This window comes from Aurantibacter crassamenti, from assembly GCF_016811105.1.
GTDB classification, from domain to species: domain Bacteria; phylum Bacteroidota; class Bacteroidia; order Flavobacteriales; family Flavobacteriaceae; genus Aurantibacter_A; species Aurantibacter_A crassamenti.
The window spans coordinates 2,555,893-2,574,660 of record NZ_JAFBGM010000001.1; the positions used below are offsets into that span (position 1 = coordinate 2,555,893).

20 protein-coding genes are annotated in these 18,768 nt (G+C 31.4%); 17 read left to right on the forward strand and 3 right to left on the reverse strand.

What is annotated here, in order from left to right; all coding sequences use genetic code 11:
* The first annotated feature begins 64 nt into the window (after positions 1-64).
* From JQC67_RS10545 to JQC67_RS10560, 4 genes are all read left to right on the forward strand, one after another.
* On the forward strand, positions 65-916 hold the full coding sequence (locus JQC67_RS10545) for a universal stress protein (RefSeq protein WP_203252771.1): 852 nt from the start codon (positions 65-67) through the stop codon (positions 914-916).
* 84 nt (positions 917-1,000) lie between these two features.
* Positions 1,001-1,846 carry a universal stress protein gene (locus JQC67_RS10550; protein WP_203252772.1) on the forward strand — a complete coding sequence of 282 codons (846 nt, stop codon included), beginning with the start codon at positions 1,001-1,003 and terminating at the stop codon, positions 1,844-1,846.
* A 16-nt stretch (positions 1,847-1,862) separates the two neighbouring features.
* Positions 1,863-2,705, forward strand: coding sequence for a universal stress protein (locus JQC67_RS10555; protein WP_203252773.1), 843 nt, complete (start codon positions 1,863-1,865; stop codon positions 2,703-2,705).
* A gap of 12 nt (positions 2,706-2,717) precedes the next feature.
* Positions 2,718-3,569, forward strand: a complete 852-nt coding sequence (locus JQC67_RS10560) for a universal stress protein (RefSeq protein ID WP_203252774.1) — start codon at positions 2,718-2,720, stop codon at positions 3,567-3,569.
* A gap of 47 nt (positions 3,570-3,616) precedes the next feature.
* Here the strand turns inward: JQC67_RS10560 and JQC67_RS10565 are convergent, their stop codons facing one another.
* Positions 3,617-3,856, reverse strand: a complete 240-nt coding sequence (locus JQC67_RS10565) for a hypothetical protein (RefSeq protein WP_203252775.1) — start codon at positions 3,854-3,856, stop codon at positions 3,617-3,619.
* A 112-nt stretch (positions 3,857-3,968) separates the two neighbouring features.
* Here JQC67_RS10565 and JQC67_RS10570 point away from each other — a divergent pair, with 112 nt between their 5' ends.
* Positions 3,969-4,940, forward strand: coding sequence for an ROK family protein (locus tag JQC67_RS10570; protein WP_203252776.1), 972 nt, complete (start codon positions 3,969-3,971; stop codon positions 4,938-4,940).
* A gap of 5 nt (positions 4,941-4,945) precedes the next feature.
* Here JQC67_RS10570 and trxA read toward each other — a convergent pair whose 3' ends face one another.
* Positions 4,946-5,245, reverse strand: coding sequence for a thioredoxin (trxA, locus tag JQC67_RS10575; RefSeq protein ID WP_203252777.1), 300 nt, complete (start codon positions 5,243-5,245; stop codon positions 4,946-4,948).
* A gap of 121 nt (positions 5,246-5,366) precedes the next feature.
* Here trxA and JQC67_RS10580 point away from each other — a divergent pair, with 121 nt between their 5' ends.
* From JQC67_RS10580 to JQC67_RS10625, 10 genes are all read left to right on the forward strand, one after another.
* Positions 5,367-6,209 carry a universal stress protein gene (locus tag JQC67_RS10580; protein ID WP_203252778.1) on the forward strand — a complete coding sequence of 281 codons (843 nt, stop codon included), beginning with the start codon at positions 5,367-5,369 and terminating at the stop codon, positions 6,207-6,209.
* Between the two features lie 5 nt (positions 6,210-6,214).
* Positions 6,215-7,075 carry a universal stress protein gene (locus JQC67_RS10585; RefSeq protein WP_203252779.1) on the forward strand — a complete coding sequence of 287 codons (861 nt, stop codon included), beginning with the start codon at positions 6,215-6,217 and terminating at the stop codon, positions 7,073-7,075.
* Positions 7,076-7,139: 64 nt separating this feature from the next.
* The gene (locus JQC67_RS10590; protein WP_203252780.1) at positions 7,140-7,988 is read left to right on the forward strand and encodes a universal stress protein; all 849 of its coding nucleotides are present in this window, start codon (positions 7,140-7,142) and stop codon (positions 7,986-7,988) included.
* Between the two features lie 52 nt (positions 7,989-8,040).
* A complete protein-coding gene (locus JQC67_RS10595; RefSeq protein WP_203252781.1) occupies positions 8,041-8,445 on the forward strand; it encodes a hypothetical protein in 405 nt (134 codons plus the stop codon).
* Positions 8,446-8,451: 6 nt separating this feature from the next.
* A complete protein-coding gene (locus JQC67_RS10600; protein ID WP_203252782.1) occupies positions 8,452-9,351 on the forward strand; it encodes a mechanosensitive ion channel family protein in 900 nt (299 codons plus the stop codon).
* 5 nt (positions 9,352-9,356) lie between these two features.
* Positions 9,357-10,196: an ATP cone domain-containing protein gene (locus JQC67_RS10605; protein ID WP_203252783.1), complete on the forward strand. Its 840-nt coding sequence runs from the start codon at positions 9,357-9,359 to the stop codon at positions 10,194-10,196.
* 3 nt (positions 10,197-10,199) lie between these two features.
* Entirely contained in the window at positions 10,200-11,573 is a 1,374-nt protein-coding gene (locus JQC67_RS10610) for an MBL fold metallo-hydrolase RNA specificity domain-containing protein (protein ID WP_203252784.1), read from the forward strand.
* Positions 11,574-11,690: 117 nt separating this feature from the next.
* Positions 11,691-12,125, forward strand: coding sequence for a hypothetical protein (locus tag JQC67_RS10615; protein WP_203252785.1), 435 nt, complete (start codon positions 11,691-11,693; stop codon positions 12,123-12,125).
* 168 nt (positions 12,126-12,293) lie between these two features.
* Positions 12,294-12,935, forward strand: a complete 642-nt coding sequence (locus tag JQC67_RS10620; RefSeq protein WP_203252786.1) for a hypothetical protein — start codon at positions 12,294-12,296, stop codon at positions 12,933-12,935.
* Between the two features lie 73 nt (positions 12,936-13,008).
* Entirely contained in the window at positions 13,009-14,016 is a 1,008-nt protein-coding gene (locus tag JQC67_RS10625) for a 2-hydroxyacid dehydrogenase (RefSeq protein ID WP_203252787.1), read from the forward strand.
* Here the strand turns inward: JQC67_RS10625 and cls are convergent.
* On the reverse strand, positions 14,011-15,417 hold the full coding sequence (cls, locus tag JQC67_RS10630) for a cardiolipin synthase (protein WP_203252788.1): 1,407 nt from the start codon (positions 15,415-15,417) through the stop codon (positions 14,011-14,013). The two genes, JQC67_RS10625 and cls, sit on opposite strands and share 6 nt — an antisense overlap.
* 872 nt (positions 15,418-16,289) lie before the next feature.
* On the opposite strand from cls, the gene JQC67_RS10635 reads away from it, so the two are divergent.
* Together JQC67_RS10635 and JQC67_RS10640 are read left to right on the forward strand one after the other, a co-directional pair.
* On the forward strand, positions 16,290-16,922 hold the full coding sequence (locus JQC67_RS10635) for a Crp/Fnr family transcriptional regulator (protein ID WP_203252789.1): 633 nt from the start codon (positions 16,290-16,292) through the stop codon (positions 16,920-16,922).
* Positions 16,923-16,991: 69 nt separating this feature from the next.
* On the forward strand, positions 16,992-18,728 hold the full coding sequence (locus tag JQC67_RS10640) for a SulP family inorganic anion transporter (RefSeq protein ID WP_203252790.1): 1,737 nt from the start codon (positions 16,992-16,994) through the stop codon (positions 18,726-18,728).
* Positions 18,729-18,768 lie beyond the last annotated feature (40 nt).

Genomic DNA, 18,768 nt, shown 5'->3' on the forward strand with positions numbered 1-18,768 from the left:
TAACTGATATTTATCATTTTTTCCTGCTGTTTACAACCATAGATTTGTTCAGATAGCGTAATAAATGATGAAGAATATATTAATGCCCACCGACTTTTCGGAGAACGCATGGAATGCGTTACTGTATGCAAAGCAACTTTTTAAGAACACAAAATGCAATTTCTACATCGTACATGTTAGTGATTTTATTGATTCTCCTATGAATACTGCTTTTTATGAAGAAGGTGAAAATGGTCAAACTCAAGAATTGGTAGAATCTTCAAAGAAACAATTAACTAATTTACTGCGGAAAATAGAAAATAACATCTCTAATAAAAATCACAATTACATTGGTTTACATGAACATGGTTTCTTCTTAGAAACAATTAAAGAACACATTGCCCAAAAGAAAATAAATCTCATCGTTATGGGAACAACAGGCGTTACGGGTATGCGTAAACGTATCATTGGTAGTAATTCGGGTGATGTTATTACTAAAGTAAAATGTAATACATTAATTATACCGAAGGGGGTCGTATTTTCTGTTCCACAAGAAGTTGCTTTTCCAACGGATTATAACATATTTTACTCTCATAATATTTTAGATGCAATTACTGAAATGCTTGGGTTGTGCGAAGGTAATATTCGGGTAATGAACGTTTCAAAAGCAGATAGGGAATTAACTATAACACAACAAAAAAACAGAGAATACCTTTTTGACTACTTAAATGAAACTTTCGATAAAAATAATAGTTTTCATACTATTACAAATAAAAGTGTGAATGCTGCGATACAATGTTTTGTGGAAAGTAGAGACATTGATATGATTATCATGGTAGCTAAAAATTTAAATTTTATACAACAAATACTTTTCGATTCTTTAACCGAAAAAGTCAGTTTTCATACATCGGTTCCCTTCTTTGTAATTCATGAGTAATTACAATCTAATATGTGTTAGATAACTGAGCGATATCATAGTTTACAGAGGTAATCACATTTATTTTTGAATAAAATATAGCTTATGAGAACGATTTTGATACCGACGGACTTTTCAGAAAACGCATTGCATGCTATTCAATATGCATTAGCACTGTTTAAATGTGAGCGAACTAAAATCTATGTGCTTCATGCATATGCTGATGAAGTTTATGGGCCTTTTAAGGCAAATAAGCAAAACGATATTGAAGATAAAAAAAAGAGCATTAAAGCAGCATCGGACCACAAACTTGCCGAACTTATTAAACTAGTAACGGCTATTCCTCCAAACCCAAGGCATAGCTTTGAGAATATAGCCGTTTTTGATTCGTTAGTCGATGGAGTAAATGATTATGTCAATAAAATCAATATTGATTTAGTTATCATGGGAACAAAAGGAAAGTCTAATGATAAAAACATAATTTTCGGAAGTCACACAGTACAATTATTCAAATATGTTCAATGTCCTGTTTTAGCGGTACCACAAGATGCTGAATTTCGTCAGCCAAAAAAAATATTATTTCCTACTAATTTTATGTTGCCCTATAAAAGAAGAGAACTTAAATTATTGAACTGTCTCAGTAATGAGTATAAATCAGAAATACATTGCCTTTATATTTCTGACTTTGAAGCATTAAGCGCACGTCAAATTGATAATAAACGGTTTTTAAGTGAGAGCTTACCCAATTCCTATCTTTTCTTTGAACAAACTGCTGTAAAAAATAAAACTGCAGCTATTCAGGAATTTATAAAACTTCATCAAATAGATTTTTTAGTAATGGTAAATTCTAGACATTCCTTTTTAGAGGATTTACTTTACCGCTCTACAGTAGATGAAATTGGGTTAACAACCAAAATTCCGTTTTTGGTTATGCAAAATCTATCCAGATAAACTAAAGAATGAGGTAATGAAAAATATACTTTTACCAACTGACTTTTCTAATAATGCCTTAAATGCAATTTTTACAGCAATAAAATTACATAAAAGTGCTGCTTGTAAGTTTATAATAATACATGCTTATGAGCCTGATAACAGAAACATTATCAGTCCTCAAAATAGTACTAGAGCTGGAATGGTTTATGATGCATTACATTTAGATGCATTGAACAAATTAGAAGTAACTCTAGGCGACGTTAATAGTGCTTCTAATCAGGATAAACATACATTTTCATTAAAAGCAATTCAAGGAAATCTGGCTAGTGTAATTAGTGAACTAGTTCCAAAACACGACATAGATTTAATTGTTTTAGGAGCCAAGGGAGCAACTAGTGCAAAGCAAATATTTTTAGGAAGTAATACCGTAAGGGTGATTAAGAATGTTCGAAACTGCCCAATTTTAGCAATTCCTAGAGACTTTAATTTTCAATCGCTTAAAAAAATTGTTTTCCCAACAGAGTATGCACACTTCTTCTCAAAAAATCAACTAAATCAATTAATAAAAATGGCTGAAGAATGGAAATCTCAAATACTTGTTTTTCATGTAGCCAAAGAGTTTAAACTTTCAGAGAAGCAAATAATGCATAAAGAATTATTACAAGAACGGCTAGAGGATATTAAACATTCATTCCATAACATTGAAATTCAAACTACTGTAGCAGATGCGATAACAGAATTTGTTAAGGCGCAATTAGCAGATATGATTTGTTTAGTTCATTATAGTCACACCTTTATGGAAAAATTGACAGAAGAGCCAGTAGTAAAAAAAGTGGGTTTTAAAACAGAAGTTCCATTATTAGTATTACCCGAATAAAACAGCATACATATGATACATATTCTAGTACCTACAGATTTTTCAGCGAATGCGTATAATGCGCTTCGCTATGCCACAGGTTTATTCAAAAATGAAACATGTACATTTTATATATTAAATGCTTTTCAGACAGGAGCATCTAATCTTGAAAGTATTCGAAATAGAGAACGAAATACTCGCTTATTTCAAATAGCCAAAGAGACTTCAGAAAGAGATTTAGCTGCAGTGTTAAAACAAATTACGGCAGAGAATAAAAACGCCAATAGTATATTTAAAACAATTTCTGTTGCAGATTCATTAGTTAATGCCATAGGAAAATCAGTGATTGAAAATAGGGTTCAATATATTATTATGGGTACCCAGGGAGCTAGTGGACTAAAAAGTGTTTTCTTAGGTAGTAATACAGTTAACATAATCAGTAAAATAGATTTTTGTCCAATTGTAGCTGTTCCATCAGAATATAAATTTGCCATTCCAGACACCATTCTTTTTGCAACTGGTTTTGAACATGTATATGATAAATACGAGCTAAAGCCAATGCTTTTTCTTGCTAAACTTTTAAAATCGAATATTCAAGTATTACATCTTTTCGATGAAACAAAAAAAGAGGCACATCAAGAGACTGCTAAAAATGTGATTGAAAAGAGGCTTAAAGGTGTAAATTATAATATTTTAGAAAAGGAGAAGAAAGAAAAAGTGTCTACCGAAATCGCAGCTTTTGTAGATAAAAACAATAATATTGGTATGGTTGCAATTATCGATTACTGGCACAGTTTTATAGAAAAATTAACCCGTGAATCAGTCGTTAAAAATATTGCATTTAAAACAAAGGTGCCATTATTAGTAATGCATTTACCAGAATAGATTTGATACTATATTTTTTTTAAAAAAAATAGTAATAAAATGTTCTATTAGTCAATTACCGTAGTTTTATTATTTTGTAGTTGTAAGTGACTTACGGGAAAACCAATACATTTTAATTCTTTTTTTACTCGATCTAGGGCTGCTTTGCTTGCATGTAAAAAGGTGATTGTGCTATTTTCAATGTCCATATCCAATATTACAATATCCATTATGCGATTCAGATTACGAGTTACAATGTTTTTACCTTCTGTTGATGTAAAGTTTTTTAATGTTGCAGATGTTTTCATGATGTTTATTTTTCATTTAAAATAATCACTTCTAATTTTATATGGAATGATATTTATCAGTTTAGAAAATAAAAAACTTGCAGAATTTTGAGGTTAGATTAAATATATTTCAATGGATAAAAATTCTATGAAACTTATACTGGCTATTGATGTTGGTGGCACCTTCACAAAATTAGGATTAGTTAGTATTGAGGGTGAAATTATCTCGGGACGTTTATTTAAGACTGGAGCAAGGCAGCCTTTTAACGAATTCAAGAAAAAGTTGTCTGAAGAAATAGAACAACTCCGGACTACGACAACAAAAACTTACACTATTCAAGGTGTAGGTATTGGTGCACCCAATGCTAACTATAAAACCGGAGAAATGATAAATCCACCTAATTTTAGTTGGGGGCAACGCGTGCCTGTCAAAAAAATGGTACAGCAATTACTTAATTTTCCGGTTTATATGACCAATGATGCTAATGCAGCGGCATTAGGAGAACTTTATTTTGGTGCTGGTAAAAACATGAAAAATTTTGTTGTACTTACTTTAGGCACAGGTCTAGGTAGCGGAATAATTAATGAAGGTCGGTTAATTTATGGACAACACGGTATGGCAGGCGAATTAGGTCATGTAAACGTGTTTTCAGAAGGTAGACAATGCAATTGTGGCCTTAAGGGTTGTCTAGAAACCTATGCATCAGTAACAGGTATTAAGCGTACCGTTTATGAATTGTTTGCAGATAGTAATGCAGAATCGTTATTACGTAGTGTTAGTTATGAAGATCTTACTGGCAAGAATATTTCAGAAGCAGCAAATGAAGGAGATATTATTGCATTAAAGGCTTTTGAATATACTGCTCAAATTTTAGGTGGTAAGATGGCCGACACTGTTGCACATTTAGAACCTGAAGCTTTTATATTAACAGGCGGACTGAGTCAAGCGGGAGATTTATTTTTAAAACCATTAAAAAAATATATGGAAGCTGCACTTTTCAACACCTATAAAAACAAAGTAGAAATAGTCCTGTCAAAATCAACAAGTACAGAAGCAGTATTAGGGCCAGCAGCTTTAGCACTGGTGGGATTAAAATTAAAATAATATAGCTAAGAATTTTCTTTTATTACGCCCATAATTTCTTGTTTGGGTAAAGCTCCAGATTTTCGCCAAAGTTGCTTTCCGTTTTTAAATAACAACATTGTAGGTACGCCCTTTACTTGATATTTGCTTGCCAATAGTTCGTTTTTATCAACATCTATTTTCACAATTCTAACGGCATCTCCTAATTCTGATTTTACATCTTTTAAAATAGGCCCCAGTGTTTTACATGGACCACACCATTCTGCAAAAAAATCTACTAAAACGGGTATTTCAGAAGCTATCACTTTATCAAAATTTCCTTTCATAGTATTCATTTTTAATATACTGAAAATTACAAAATATTGATATTTCAAAACTGATGAATATCATGGTTTAATTCTAATCTTCAAGTTAGTTTTGAGTAATGAACCTTAAAAAATAAATGCTATGTTACGTGTACTTCTTCCAACAGATTTTTCAGATAACTCGTTTGATGCTATTCAATACACTTTACAGTTATTAAAAGATGTAGAATGTGAGTTTTCTTTATTACATACCTATATGCCACCAATTTATCAAGCTCAATATTTAACTATTAGCCCAGGGCAAATTGGTTTAGGTGATGTCATGCGCGAAAATGCAGTAACTAACTTAGACAAACTACAAAAGCGAATAGCAAAAGAATACCAAAATACTAATCACCATTTTCAATCTCATACATGCCTGAACACATTAGTTAGTCAAGTTAACGAAATGGTAGAAGACCTAAATATTGATTTAATAGTAATGGGAACCAAAGGAGCAACTGGTGCGGAAGAGATATTGTTTGGAACCCATACTGTTCATGTAATTAAGAAAGCAAAATGTCCTGTTATCGCCATACCGCCTAATTTTAAATATGAGGTGCCTAAAGAAATTTTATTTCCGACGGATTATGAAGTAGAATTCAAGTCCAAACCATTGGAAGTGCTTTTAGAAATTGCTAAAAAACACATTGCTAGTGTTGAGGTGTTACATGTTTCGTATGGATATGAACTTTCTGAAAAACAACAGAAGAACAAAGAAAAATTAGATGATATACTTAGTAGTGTTGCACATCTTTTTCATGATCAATCGAATCAAGAAGTCATTCAGGCAATTAATAATTTTCAGTTAAAACATAAGATGAACTTTTTAGTTATGATTCAAAATAAGCACACTTTTGTTGAACGAATGTTTATTGAACCCGTCATTAAAAAAATAGGATTTCATATTACTATACCTTTTATGGTTATTCCACATTTTAATTAAAATACATGACACACAACATTCTCGTAACCACTGATTTTTCGTATGATTCATATAATGCTCTCTTTTACGTAACGCAGCTCTATAAAAACCAAAAATGCATTTTTCATATTTTATACGCCTTTAATCATCAATCACATTTCAAGCAAAAATATAATGGTGTAAATAATACAAAAGAGCTAAACAAATTCTTAAATAACAGGGCTAAAGAATGTCTTCTAGAAACATACCACAAAATAGTTTCGGATACTGAACAGAATGTTTTGCATAAGTTTAAAACAATTTCTATACATGGAACTTTAGAAAAAGCCGTCAAAAGTTATATTGGTCAACATACAATTAAACTATTGGTCATGGGAACAAAAGGAAGAACCGGAGCCATGGATATATTTTTTGGAGGTAACACTATTCAAATTGTAAAGAGCAAAATTGATTGTCCAGTATTATGCATCCCCAAACAGATGGATTTTCGACCAATTTCAAATTTTGGATTTATTTCAAGCTACAAACACTCATTGGAGAAATATTCATTATCAATTGTAAAATCTTTAATTGCTATCAATCATAGTCATTTGCACATAATTCATATGGCTGATGGATTAAACGAAGCTATAGATGCCGCACAAGAAAAAAATAAGGAATTGCTCAGTGATTATTTTACAAATCTGAAGGTGACTTTTAAAACAATTTCATCAAAAAAATCTAAGGCAAAAACAATTGCAGAATTTGCAAAAAATAATTCGATTGATATATTAGCTATGTGCTACTATCCGCATTATTTCTTGGATAAACTATTTCGTGAACCTATTGTACTGGACCTTAGTATATATAGTGATATACCGTTACTTATATTAGCTTCTCAAGAATGATATTTATCATTTCATAAGATAGTTTACTACCCTACTTTTAATACATAACCTAAATAGTTAAGTTATGGATAAAAGAATATTATTACCAACCGATTTCTCTAAAAATGCATTGAATGCGATAAGGTATGCTCTAGAATTATATAAAAATGTTCGTTGTGAATTTTATTTTTTAAATGTCTTTAAAACGAATGACCATTATTTAGATAAAAGATTAGTTCCCGAACCAGGTGAACGTTTTTATGAAGCTGCAAAATTAAATTCTAATACCAGTATGAATAAATTAATGGAGGTATTGCGTTTTCAACCTGAGAATAACAAGCATATATTTCATGCCATTTGCACTTTTAATTCACTTTTAGTGGCAGTTGAAGATGTTTTACGAGCTAAAGATATTGATGTAATAGTAATGGGTACTAAGGGTATTACAGACGACTCAAAGGCTATCTTGGGTACGAATACAGTGGGTGTAATGGAAAAAATTACGCAGTGTCCTACAATTGCTGTTCCCGCAAGCTTTAGTTTTTCTCCTCCAGAAGAAATAGTTTTTCCAACGGATTATAAAACCCCATTTAGAAGAATAGAACTTGGGCCAATGTTAGAAATTGCCAAAATGCATAGTTCTAGTATTCATGTTTTACATATTGAAAAGGAAGCTATTTTAAGTACAGACCAAGTGAAGAACAAAGCTTTATTAACTGAGATGTTAGAAGATGTTACGCATAGCTTTCACGAACTTACTAAGGTTGGTGTGGGTCAAGGTGTTAAGTCTTTTGTAGAAAGTCGTGATAGTGATATGATTACTTTCTTGAACAGAAAACATAGATTTTTTAATAGTTGGCTTTCCAATCCATTATTAAAAGAAATTGGCTACAATAGTGAGATTCCTATTATGGTATTAAAAGATAATTCGTAAACGAAAAATTGATATTATTTAACTACAACCATTGACTTTTAAAATAATTAATATGAAAAATGCTGGAATATGGCTCGACAAGGAAAAAGCCCACATAATAACAGTTAGCAAAGACAATGAGACTTTTAAAACAATAAATTCTGATCTTGAATTTTTTAATCCCAAAGGGGGGTCAGGAACCGCACAAAAAGGTGGTCCACAAGATGTAGTTCAGGATTGCAAATATTTGGAACGCGAAAAACAACAACTAAAAAAATACTTTCACGCAATTGCAATAGCGGTTACTAATGCTGACAAGCTGGTCATATTTGGGCCAGCAGGAACAAATAACAAACTTAGAGAAGAGTTAGAATTATCTTTTCCGGAATTGGCAGCAAGAGTAAAAAAAGTCATTAAAGCTGATAGCATGACCGACAATCAGGTTAAAGCTTTGGTTCGTGATTTTTACTATAATTAGAATTACATGGGAGAACTCATAGATTTATTTAATAGACCTTTAGTTATAAAGATTACTACAATTGTAGTTTGGATTTTGGTAATCTTGATTACAATAGGCTTTGTTCGAAAGTTACTTAAACGTCGCATTGAAGATGCTGCAATTCGCTATAAGGCACAAAAAGGTTTTGAAATTATTGGGTACATTTTAATAATTTTATTAATCATTATATCCTTCACAATTGATGATGTAAAAGATTATACCATAATTATAGGCCTTTTTACTGCTGGCCTAACTTTTACTTTACAAGAGCTAATTTTGAGTGTCGCTGGATCTTTTTACATCTTTTTTGTTAGGGTTTACAAACCTGGTGACCGTATAGAAATAAATGGAATAAAAGGTGATGTAATAGATATCGATAGCGTTTATACAACCATTATGGAAATGGGTGAATGGGTAAATAGCGATAATTACTCAGGCAGAATTGTAAAAATTAGCAATGCTTTTGTTTTCAAGGGACCTATAAAAAATTATTCTATGGATTTTCCATTTGTTTGGGATGAATTAAACTTATTGATTACATATGATTCTAATGTAGTATTAGCGAAGAAAATAGTGCAAAATATCGCAGAAGAACAATTATCAGAATATACTAAGAACTCGAAAGTTAAATGGGAAGAAATGGTAGAACGCTACTATATAGAAAATGCAACTATTGAGCCTACAATTGCAATTCAATTGACAGATAATTGGATTGAATTAAACCTAAGGTATATTACAGATTTTAAAAAAAGACGAGCTACCAAGAACGAACTTTACGACCGTATTCAACAAGCAATTAAGAAAACCAATACTGAGGTGAGTTTTGCTTCAACCACATTACAACTATTGAAAATTCCTGAAGTGGAAATCAGTCTTAAAAAATAATTACTTTGAAAGATAATACAATAGAAATTATAAAATCATCAGGAGAAAAAACAAAGTTCTCGATTCAAAAATTAGAAAGTTCACTTAAGCATAGTGGAGCGGATGATATTTTGATTAAACAGATTGTAGATACAGTTCGTGATGAATTATACAAAGGAATTTCTACAAAGGAAATATACAATAGAGCATATGCACTTTTAAAGAAAAAGAAAGCTGTTTTTGCTTCAAAATACAAATTGAAAAAGGCAATTTATGAATTGGGACCCACAGGTTTTCCTTTTGAAAGTTTCATTGCTGCTATTCTAGATTTTTCAGGATATACTACAGAAGTAGGTAAAATTATGTCAGGTGTTTGTGTATCGCATGAAATAGATGTTTTTGCGAAAAAAAATAATATAATAAACATAATAGAATGTAAGTTTCATGGTGAAGAAGGGCGCAATTGCAATGTGAAAGTGCCACTATATATACACTCTCGCTATAGGGATGTTAAAGCACATTGGGAGAAAAGACCTAATGAAAATTTATTAGAAGATGGTTGGGTTGTTACTAATACTAGATTTACAACTGATGCAATAGCTTATGGTAAATGTGCTGGTTTATATTTGCTAAGTTGGGACTATCCTGAAAATAATGGACTAAAAGATCGTATTGATCGGCTAGGGCTTTACCCAATTACAGTTTCCACCCAAATGAGCAATAAGGAAAAGCAATTTTTATTGAGTAGAGATATTGTATTATGTAGGCAACTAGTAGAAGATAAATTTTTTCTCGATCATTTACATATTTCAGATGAACGTAAGAATAAAATATTTCAAGAGATAACTCAATTGTGTAATGCTTAAAGGATGAATAAAGTTAAAATACATTTTTTGGGTGCAGCAGGTACCGTTACTGGATCTAAGTTCTACTTGGAAACTCAAGAGCTGAATATTATGGTAGATTGTGGTATGTTTCAAGGTTTAAAAGAACTTAGGGCAAAGAATTGGCAGCAGTTACCAATTGACGTTTCTAAAATTGACATTGTATTATTAACACACGGTCATCTTGATCATACTGGGTATTTACCTAGATTAGTAAATGAAGGATTTAGAGGAAAAATATTTGGTACAGCACCCACCTTGGCAATAACAGAAATTATTCTAAAAGATAGTGCCAAAATACATGAGGAGGAAGCTGAAGAAGCAAATAAAGAGGGGTATTCCAAGCATAACCCAGCGAAACCTTTTTATACGCTTAAAGATGTAGAAAGTACGCTCGGCTTTTTCGAATCAAAACAAGAAGAACATTGGATAACCCTTTCTAAAAATATTAAATTTCGGTTTGTATTTAATGGTCACATTATTGGATCGTGTTTTATTGAAATTGAAATGTTCGGTAAGCTTTTTGTTTTTTCTGGCGATATTGGTCGACAAAAAGATTATTTACTTGCACTTCCAAAAAAACCAAAATGGGCAGATTATCTTTTTGTAGAAAGTACTTATGGAAATAAACTTCATCCCGAAGAGAATGTTGAAGAGATTTTAATTAAATTAATTTCTAAGACTATAAACGAAAGAGGAAATTTAATAATACCCTCCTTTGCAGTAGAGCGTTTACAAACGTTAATGTATGTTTTATGGAAGCTATATGAAAAAAATAAGATTCCGAATATTCCAATTTTTGTTGACAGTCCCATGGGAAATAATGTTTTAACAGTATTTAAAAATTTTCCCAATTGGCACAGTTTATCTGAAAAAGAATACGATGCCATGTGCAACCATATCAATATAATAAGTTCATACGGCGAAACTTGGAAGACAATTGACGATCCACGCCCTAAAATTGTTATTGCAGGCAGTGGTATGGTAACTGGAGGAAGAGTTTTAACTTATTTAAAACAACTATTAGTTAAAACGTCCACTAATGTATTATTAGTTGGATACCAAGCTGAAGGAACTAGAGGACGTTCATTATTAGAGGGTGCACACGAACTTAAGATTTTTGGAAAATATATTCCTGTAAAAGGAAAAGTGCATCATCTAGAAAGTCTTTCAGCCCATGCAGACCAGGCCGAGCTTTTAAATTGGATGAGTGGAATACAAAACATACCAGAGCAAGTTTTTTTGATTCACGGTGAATCCAATTCCTTAAGTGGTCTGCGTGTTAAATTAAAAGATGCTTTTGGGTGGCAAGTAAAAATTCCATCCTTAATAGACACAATTGAAATTCTTATTTCATAGTTCAAATCTGATAAATATCATAGTATTTGAACAATTGTAAGATTAACTTGAGCTCTGTTATTGGGCACTTATAAATCAATGTTAAATAAGTGCTTTAACCCTCTAATTTTATGAAAAATGAATGAGATCTATAATATAACGACACAGCGAAATAAAGTAGAAGAATTACACCTTGAGATACAAGGTTGGAAATCAAATCTTGATTTTATAAATGATGAAATAACATTCATTGACCATCTTTTAAATTCATACGCTTTTCAGCCCAACACTCAGAATCTTTTTGAACGTTTACAAGATTACTTGAAACGAATACACAAGTCAAAAGAGACTAAGAAACAACTTCAAAAATTAATCGTAAAGCATGAAAATGCACTAGGTGGTATGATAGAGTGTACTGATGCTTCTTGTGACCTTACATATTATCAAAAGCACGATAAACTTAAAGCTAGTGTGCTTGATTACATTAACAATTTCAGAGACCTCAAAGCAGAAATTTTTAATTATGCTGGTGGAATTATGAAAAAGCGCAAACCAAATGCTGAAATGAAATAAACTGGTAAGACGCATTTGTTTTTTAAAAGTAATATTATGAGTCTTTTAGAATTAATACATTGAAATAAGTAGATATAGTAATGTCAGAAAGAGCTGTGAAAGCAAATACAAATTAGCCTCTTTTTACTTATTAATTAGTTAGTAATAGTGAAAGTTTAAAATGATGTTATGAAGAAAGTGCTTGTATTTGTTTTGTTAATCTCCGTGATATACGGCTGTACTTCTACACGCTTGGTTAGTAATTGGAAAGACCCAAATGTAGTGTTGTTCCATGCATATAAGGTGCTCATTGTAGGGATGACAGAGAATGAAAGTGTCCGAGTAAATTTTGAAAACAAATTAAAGCATGAATTTGAAAAACGAGATATTGAAGCAGTTAGAAGTGTCGATCTTTTTGATGTAAAATTTATTTCTTCAAAACAATCAGAAAAGGAGTTGGCAGAAGTAGAACAGCAACTTTTGGACAAAGATTTTGACGCCATACTGTATACTAAAATAGTTAGCACTGAAGACAAGAAAAGGCTACGTTCAAAACAACCCAATACCCTAGGTTTTTTAAATACCTTTCAAGATGATTATATTATTCATCAAGGTATATTTTATGAATATGACTACTATAACACATTTAGTTTATTTCATGTAGAAACAGCTCTTTATTGTATTTGTGTTGATAAAGAACGACAAACTATTTGGCGTGCTGGAATAGATATTACCAATCGTAAAAACTTCAACAAATCTATAGACGAATATGTGCAGTTGTTAGTATCATCGATGGAAAATCAAGAATTAATCTTTCACGAGAAAAAATAAAAAGAACATTAAATCAAAGTTATTGCGTCAGCCCTAACAAGAAATATTACTAAGAACTTTTAAATATTTAGATATGAAATTACTTGTTTACAGTGCTAAAGAATTTGAAATTCCATTTCTAAATCAGGCAAATAATAATCGCCATAAGATTACATATTTAAAAGACGCCTTAGATTCAGAGACCGCAATCAAAGCAGCAAACTTTAATGCAGTGTCAATATTTTCGGGTGATGATGCCAATGGCATAGTTTTAGAAAAGTTATGGGATTTAGGTGTTAAGTATATAGTAATACGTTCAACAGGCTTTAATAACATACAAATTAAACCGGCCTACCAACTTGGATTTAAAATTGCAAATGCACCAAATTATTCTTCTCACGCCATAGCAGAACATGCAACGGGACTTTTATTAGCGTTAAATAGAAAATTAATTTTAGCAGATAAACAGGTGCATCAATCTAACTTTTTGTTGGATGATTTAATGGGATTTAACCTACACGGAAAAACTGTTGGAATCATTGGCACTGGTAGTATTGGTTCTGTTATGGCCAAAATAATGCATGGTTTTGGTTGCAAGATAATCGCTCATGATTTAAAGCCAAATATTGATTTGGTTGAACTTTGTAATGTAAAATATACTTCTTTTGAGGAAGTATGTAGACAAGCAGATATTATCACTTTGCACATTCCGTTATCGTATGAAAACCATCAGTTGATCAGCGAAAAGCAATTCAGTTTGATGAAGAAAAATGTGATACTCATCAATACATCTCGAGGCGCAATTATTGAACATAAGTCATTAATTCAAGCACTTGAACAGCAACTAATTGCTGGGTATGGTGCTGATGTATATGAAAAAGAGAAAGGTATATTTTTTAGAGATCATTCAAAAAATGGAATCAAAGATGGACAGCTAAATAGATTATTGTCTTTTTCTAATGTATTGCTAACTCCTCATCAAGGTTTTGTAACTGTTGAAGCTTTAGAAAGCATTGCCAATATCACAATTCAAAATCTCAATGAATTTGAAGAAAACAAAACTTGCCAAAATGAAATAGGATATGAAACACTTATTTTATAGCAACGGACTAAATACTTTTCCGAATCCTTCTTTGAGTTTTTCGCTCCAGGGTCTTTCTAAATGTTCTTGATAGGATAATAAGCGACTTGTATTACTATCTTTTAAAAAATCATTCTTTAACATTATGCTAAAGGGTACATCGTAAATTATGGCGTTTACTTCATAATTAAGTTCTAAACTACGATCATCTAGATTTGCGGTACCAATTGTTGAAATGGTATCATCACTAATAATTATTTTGCTATGTAGAAACCCATCAGGAAAAAGGTATATTTTTACTCCTGATTTTAAAAGTGCTCCAAAATAAGATCTCACACACCATCCTACCAGTTTACTATCTACTTTTTCCGAAATCATTAGTCTCACATCAACTCCGCCTAAAGCGGCAGTCTGTAAAGCTTGAAGTAGGGCTTGACCAGGAATGATATATGGGTTCGTAATATATAGGTATTTCTTAGCTCCATTTATCATCGTAAAATAAACCTGTTCTAAAACTGAAAAATCATCATCCGGTCCACCGTATACAATCTGCACTAAAGAATTAAAATCAACAGTATTGAATATTTTATACGTAGGGTAGGGTTCAATCAATTTTTGACTTACCAAATACCAATCTGTAGCAAATACATAATCTAAATGAGCTGCTGCTTCTCCCTGAATTTTCAAGTGCATGTCATGCCACTTGCCTAAGGTAGGATCACCTTTTAAATATTTATCAGAGACATTAATTCCACCAGTAAAAGCTACCTGGCCATCAACGATAATTATTTTTCGATGATTTCTATAGTTTACCGTCCTAAGTAAATGGCCAAATTTAAATGGAAGAAATGGGTACGCTTCAACACCTATGGTTAACAATCTTTTCAAATAGGGTTTACTAAGAGAAAAACTACCCACACTATCATAAATCATTCGTATTTGAACACCTTGTTTAATCTTAGCATCAAATAACCGAAATAACCGTTCTGAAAGTATACCTTCCTCAAAAATATAATATTGTAAATGTATACAGTGTTCAGCTTCATTTAATGCGTTAAAGATGGCCTCAAAAGTTTTTTTACCATTTTTTAGTGATTCGAGTCGATTTTGACTTGTAGAAGGAAATCCACAATTCTTATAAATTATTTGTTCTAATTTTTTATGTTCATCATTTACTTTTTTTAGAATTTCATGTGATTGTATAGGTGGTTTAACAGAAAAGTCATTTTTAAGTTTTAATAGTTTGTTTTTACGTCGATTTCTACCCAATAGCAAATACAGCAGAATACCACCAACAGGAATAGTAAATATAGCCAAAAGCCATGCTAATGTTTTTGAGGGTTTAGCCCCGTATAATAGAATCGTAAATACTATGAAAAGGGCTAGTAGAATATAAAGTAGAAAAATAAGAGATACCCACACAGAAATAGTTTTTACAAATTAAACGTGCATTTCATGATTGAATGAGTTGCCCGATTTTAAGATTTACCAAATGGAAATTAACATAACCTAAGTCTGGGTACTATGATATTGGTCAGGTTTACGAAATCCATTAAAGTTTATTCTTTTTGGTTTTTGAATGATACTAAAAGAGTAGGTGGGTAGCTTATTTTACTATCTCATTAACAATTATTTCATGATTAGTTAGGTATTCACGAAGGCTGATAAACTGCAGATGATTTACAACAATTTTTAAAAGTTCAGCAATACCCCAAGAAAGTATAATTAATCAAGCATAATGCTGGATAATACTTGTGTCTATTTTAAATATTTTTTTAAAAGCCTAAGTTAAACATAACATAAACTTTGCCTCGCTATGCTTTAGAAAATTTATAAAGTAAATGTAACTATTGTTACTGTTGTCAGATAAAACATCTTTTATTTTTGTTGGAAAACAAAAGACAATATGGCGATAGGGCTAAAAATATTCACATATTTTTTTCAAAATGCGCAAGGTGTTAAGTGGGAAAATTTATGGAAGCTTTTCTATATAAGTTAAAATTTAAAAGCGTTAAAGGGCATTTAGATAAATTCGATTTGAAATATAGTATTGAATTTAGTTTTTATTATGGTTTTAGGTATGTTTCATATGCTGTTTGAATTGCAGAAGTGGTTACAATTTTTATATTAACTTTAGTATTCTATTTAAGTTTAGGACTACTCGGACTTTTAACTGTTATAGTAATTAGTATACTTTAGTTTATGCCTTACCATGGAGCAGTGTTAAAATCAATTTGGGCTAATATTTTTTCAATATTGATAAAACAATAGCAAGTAAAATAAATAATGTTTACATGATTCAAGAATTAAAAGAAGGCTACGGACACATATTTGAAGAGGCATTAATTAATGAAATAGTACAAGTTGGTACATTTAAAGAGGTGTCTGAAGGGTATAAATTAATGGATATAGGAGAATATGTTAGAGGCATGCCTTTACTAATATCTGGAGCGATAAAAGTATTACGTGAAGATAAAGATGGCGATGAGTTATTGTTGTATTACTTAGAAAAGGGTGATACTTGTTCTATGACTTTAACCTGTTGTATGGGAGATTCAAAAAGTGAAATAAGAGCAATTGCAGAAACCGATACAAAATTGATAATGGTTCCAGTTCAAAAAATGGATGAATGGACGGCAAAGTATAAATCTTGGCGAAATTTTATTTTCGAAAGTTATCATAATCGCCTCAATGAGCTCTTAAATACATTAGATAGTATAGCTTTTGATAAAATGGACATGCGGCTAATTAGCTACCTTAAAGAGAAGGCAAGAATTAATGATGGTAATATTATTAAAAATACACATCAAGAAATAGCTTATGATTTACACAGTTCTAGAGTAGTTATATCTAGACTATTAAAGAAACTAGAACAGATTGGTAAAATAGAATTACATCGAAATTATATAGAAATCTTAACTTTATAATGGTTTGTGTAACTTAAGTTACTGCAAGGGTTTTATTGACTAATTAAATTTGAGTTCAAATTTGATTAGATGTTTAAGCACTATTTTCCATTTCTACAATGGCTTCCTACGTATAAAAAATCATATTTATCAGGTGATATTAGTGCAGGGTTAACTGTGGGGGTAATGCTTGTTCCACAAGGCATGGCTTATGCTATGATAGCAGGTTTGCCTCCAGTTTTTGGTTTATATGCTTCACTAATCCCTCAAGTTATTTATGCTTTATTAGGTACTTCCCGTCAGCTTGCTGTTGGACCAGTAGCAATGGATTCTCTTCTGGTAGCTTCAGGTTTAGGCGCACTTGCACTTTCAGGTTTAGATGAATATATAAGTATGGCCATATTCTTGGCTTTATTTATGGGGGTGATACAACTTACACTTGGATTACTGCGAATGGGTTTCTTTGTTAATTTTTTATCCAAACCTGTAATTAGCGGATTCACTTCGGCCGCTGCTATCATTATTGGACTTAGCCAGCTAAAACATTTATTAGGAACGAATATTGACCGGAGTAATCAAGTCCATATTTTATTGAAAAATGCTTTTGTTTCGGTTTCAGAAACAAATTTCATTACTCTTGGTATTGGTATTCTTTCAATAATTTTAATTAGCATTTTAAAGAAGGTGAATAAAAATATACCATCTGCTTTATTAGTCGTTGTAATTGGAATAGTTCTAATTTATTTTTTTGGTCTTAATGATTTAGGTGTAAAAATTGTGGGTAAAGTACCTAGTGGTTTACCATCGTTAAAAGTTCCTACCATAGATTATTCGAGAATTATGGATCTTTTTTCAATAGCAATAACACTTGCGCTCATTGCATTTATGGAAGCAATATCTGTTGCTAAAGCAGTTGAGGAAAAACATTCAGACTATGAAATTGATACCAGTCAAGAATTAATTGCTTTAGGTGCTTCAAATATAATAGGTGCATTTTTTCAATCTTATCCTACAACTGGAGGTTTCTCTAGAACCGCCATTAATGACCAAGCAGGAGCAAGAACCGGAATAGCATCTATTGTAAGTGCTTTAGTAGTTGGCCTTACTTTACTATTTCTTACTCCGCTATTTTATTATTTGCCCAATTCGGTTTTGGCAGCAATAATTATGGTAGCCGTGTTCGGACTAATTGATTTTAAATACCCTATTCAACTGTTTAAAAATAGAAAAGATGAATTTTACCTTTTGATAGCCACCTTTTTAATCACTCTTACAATAGGAATAAAAGAAGGAATATTACTAGGAGTTTTAATTTCTTTGTTGCTACTAGTTTATAGAACTTCTAGACCTCACATAGCAGTGCTCGGGCGGATTAAAAATACAAACTACTTTAAAAATGTAAAACGTTTTTCTGAAGAGACCGAAATTTTTGATGAATTTCTAATAGTACGTTTCGATGCACAATTATATTTTGGTAATAGAGAATATTTTAAACAAGAATTATTTAAAGAACTAGAAAGAAAGGGTGGCGCGGTAAAGTACTTAATATTAAATGCAGAGGCTATAAATTATATAGATAGTAGTGCTGTTCATGTGTTAAAACAAATTATAAATGAATTAAAGAGTAGAGGTGTCATTTTTGTAATTGCAGGTGCTATAGGTCCTACCCGTGATATTCTTTACTCAAGTGGATTGATAATCGATATAGGAAAAGAAAATTTATTCGTAAAAACAAGTGAAGCTTTTGAACATTGTAAATCTTTGAGCCGAAAATCAGCAATTGAAGAAAAGATTTCTTTGGAATCAAAAAAAAGTGGTGTTATGTGACTAAAGTCACTTTTTACATCATTTTAGAATCATAATTTTG

Bases quoted from the DNA above. Each gene is read 5' to 3' on its own strand.
- JQC67_RS10585 (WP_203252779.1), top strand. From the start codon at position 6,215: ATGACACACAACATTCTCGTAACCACTGATTTTTCGTATGATTCATAT.
- JQC67_RS10590 (WP_203252780.1), top strand. From the start codon at position 7,140: ATGGATAAAAGAATATTATTACCAACCGATTTCTCTAAAAATGCATTG.
- JQC67_RS10545 (WP_203252771.1), top strand. From the start codon at position 65: ATGATGAAGAATATATTAATGCCCACCGACTTTTCGGAGAACGCATGG.
- JQC67_RS10640 (WP_203252790.1), top strand. From the start codon at position 16,992: ATGTTTAAGCACTATTTTCCATTTCTACAATGGCTTCCTACGTATAAA.
- JQC67_RS10565 (WP_203252775.1), bottom strand. From the start codon at position 3,856: ATGAAAACATCTGCAACATTAAAAAACTTTACATCAACAGAAGGTAAA.
- JQC67_RS10570 (WP_203252776.1), top strand. From the start codon at position 3,969: ATGGATAAAAATTCTATGAAACTTATACTGGCTATTGATGTTGGTGGC.
- JQC67_RS10615 (WP_203252785.1), top strand. From the start codon at position 11,691: ATGAATGAGATCTATAATATAACGACACAGCGAAATAAAGTAGAAGAA.
- JQC67_RS10600 (WP_203252782.1), top strand. From the start codon at position 8,452: ATGGGAGAACTCATAGATTTATTTAATAGACCTTTAGTTATAAAGATT.
- JQC67_RS10550 (WP_203252772.1), top strand. From the start codon at position 1,001: ATGAGAACGATTTTGATACCGACGGACTTTTCAGAAAACGCATTGCAT.
- JQC67_RS10635 (WP_203252789.1), top strand. From the start codon at position 16,290: ATGATTCAAGAATTAAAAGAAGGCTACGGACACATATTTGAAGAGGCA.
- JQC67_RS10620 (WP_203252786.1), top strand. From the start codon at position 12,294: ATGAAGAAAGTGCTTGTATTTGTTTTGTTAATCTCCGTGATATACGGC.
- JQC67_RS10560 (WP_203252774.1), top strand. From the start codon at position 2,718: ATGATACATATTCTAGTACCTACAGATTTTTCAGCGAATGCGTATAAT.
- trxA (WP_203252777.1), bottom strand. From the start codon at position 5,245: ATGAAAGGAAATTTTGATAAAGTGATAGCTTCTGAAATACCCGTTTTA.
- JQC67_RS10625 (WP_203252787.1), top strand. From the start codon at position 13,009: ATGAAATTACTTGTTTACAGTGCTAAAGAATTTGAAATTCCATTTCTA.
- JQC67_RS10610 (WP_203252784.1), top strand. From the start codon at position 10,200: ATGAATAAAGTTAAAATACATTTTTTGGGTGCAGCAGGTACCGTTACT.
- JQC67_RS10555 (WP_203252773.1), top strand. From the start codon at position 1,863: ATGAAAAATATACTTTTACCAACTGACTTTTCTAATAATGCCTTAAAT.
- JQC67_RS10580 (WP_203252778.1), top strand. From the start codon at position 5,367: ATGTTACGTGTACTTCTTCCAACAGATTTTTCAGATAACTCGTTTGAT.
- JQC67_RS10595 (WP_203252781.1), top strand. From the start codon at position 8,041: ATGAAAAATGCTGGAATATGGCTCGACAAGGAAAAAGCCCACATAATA.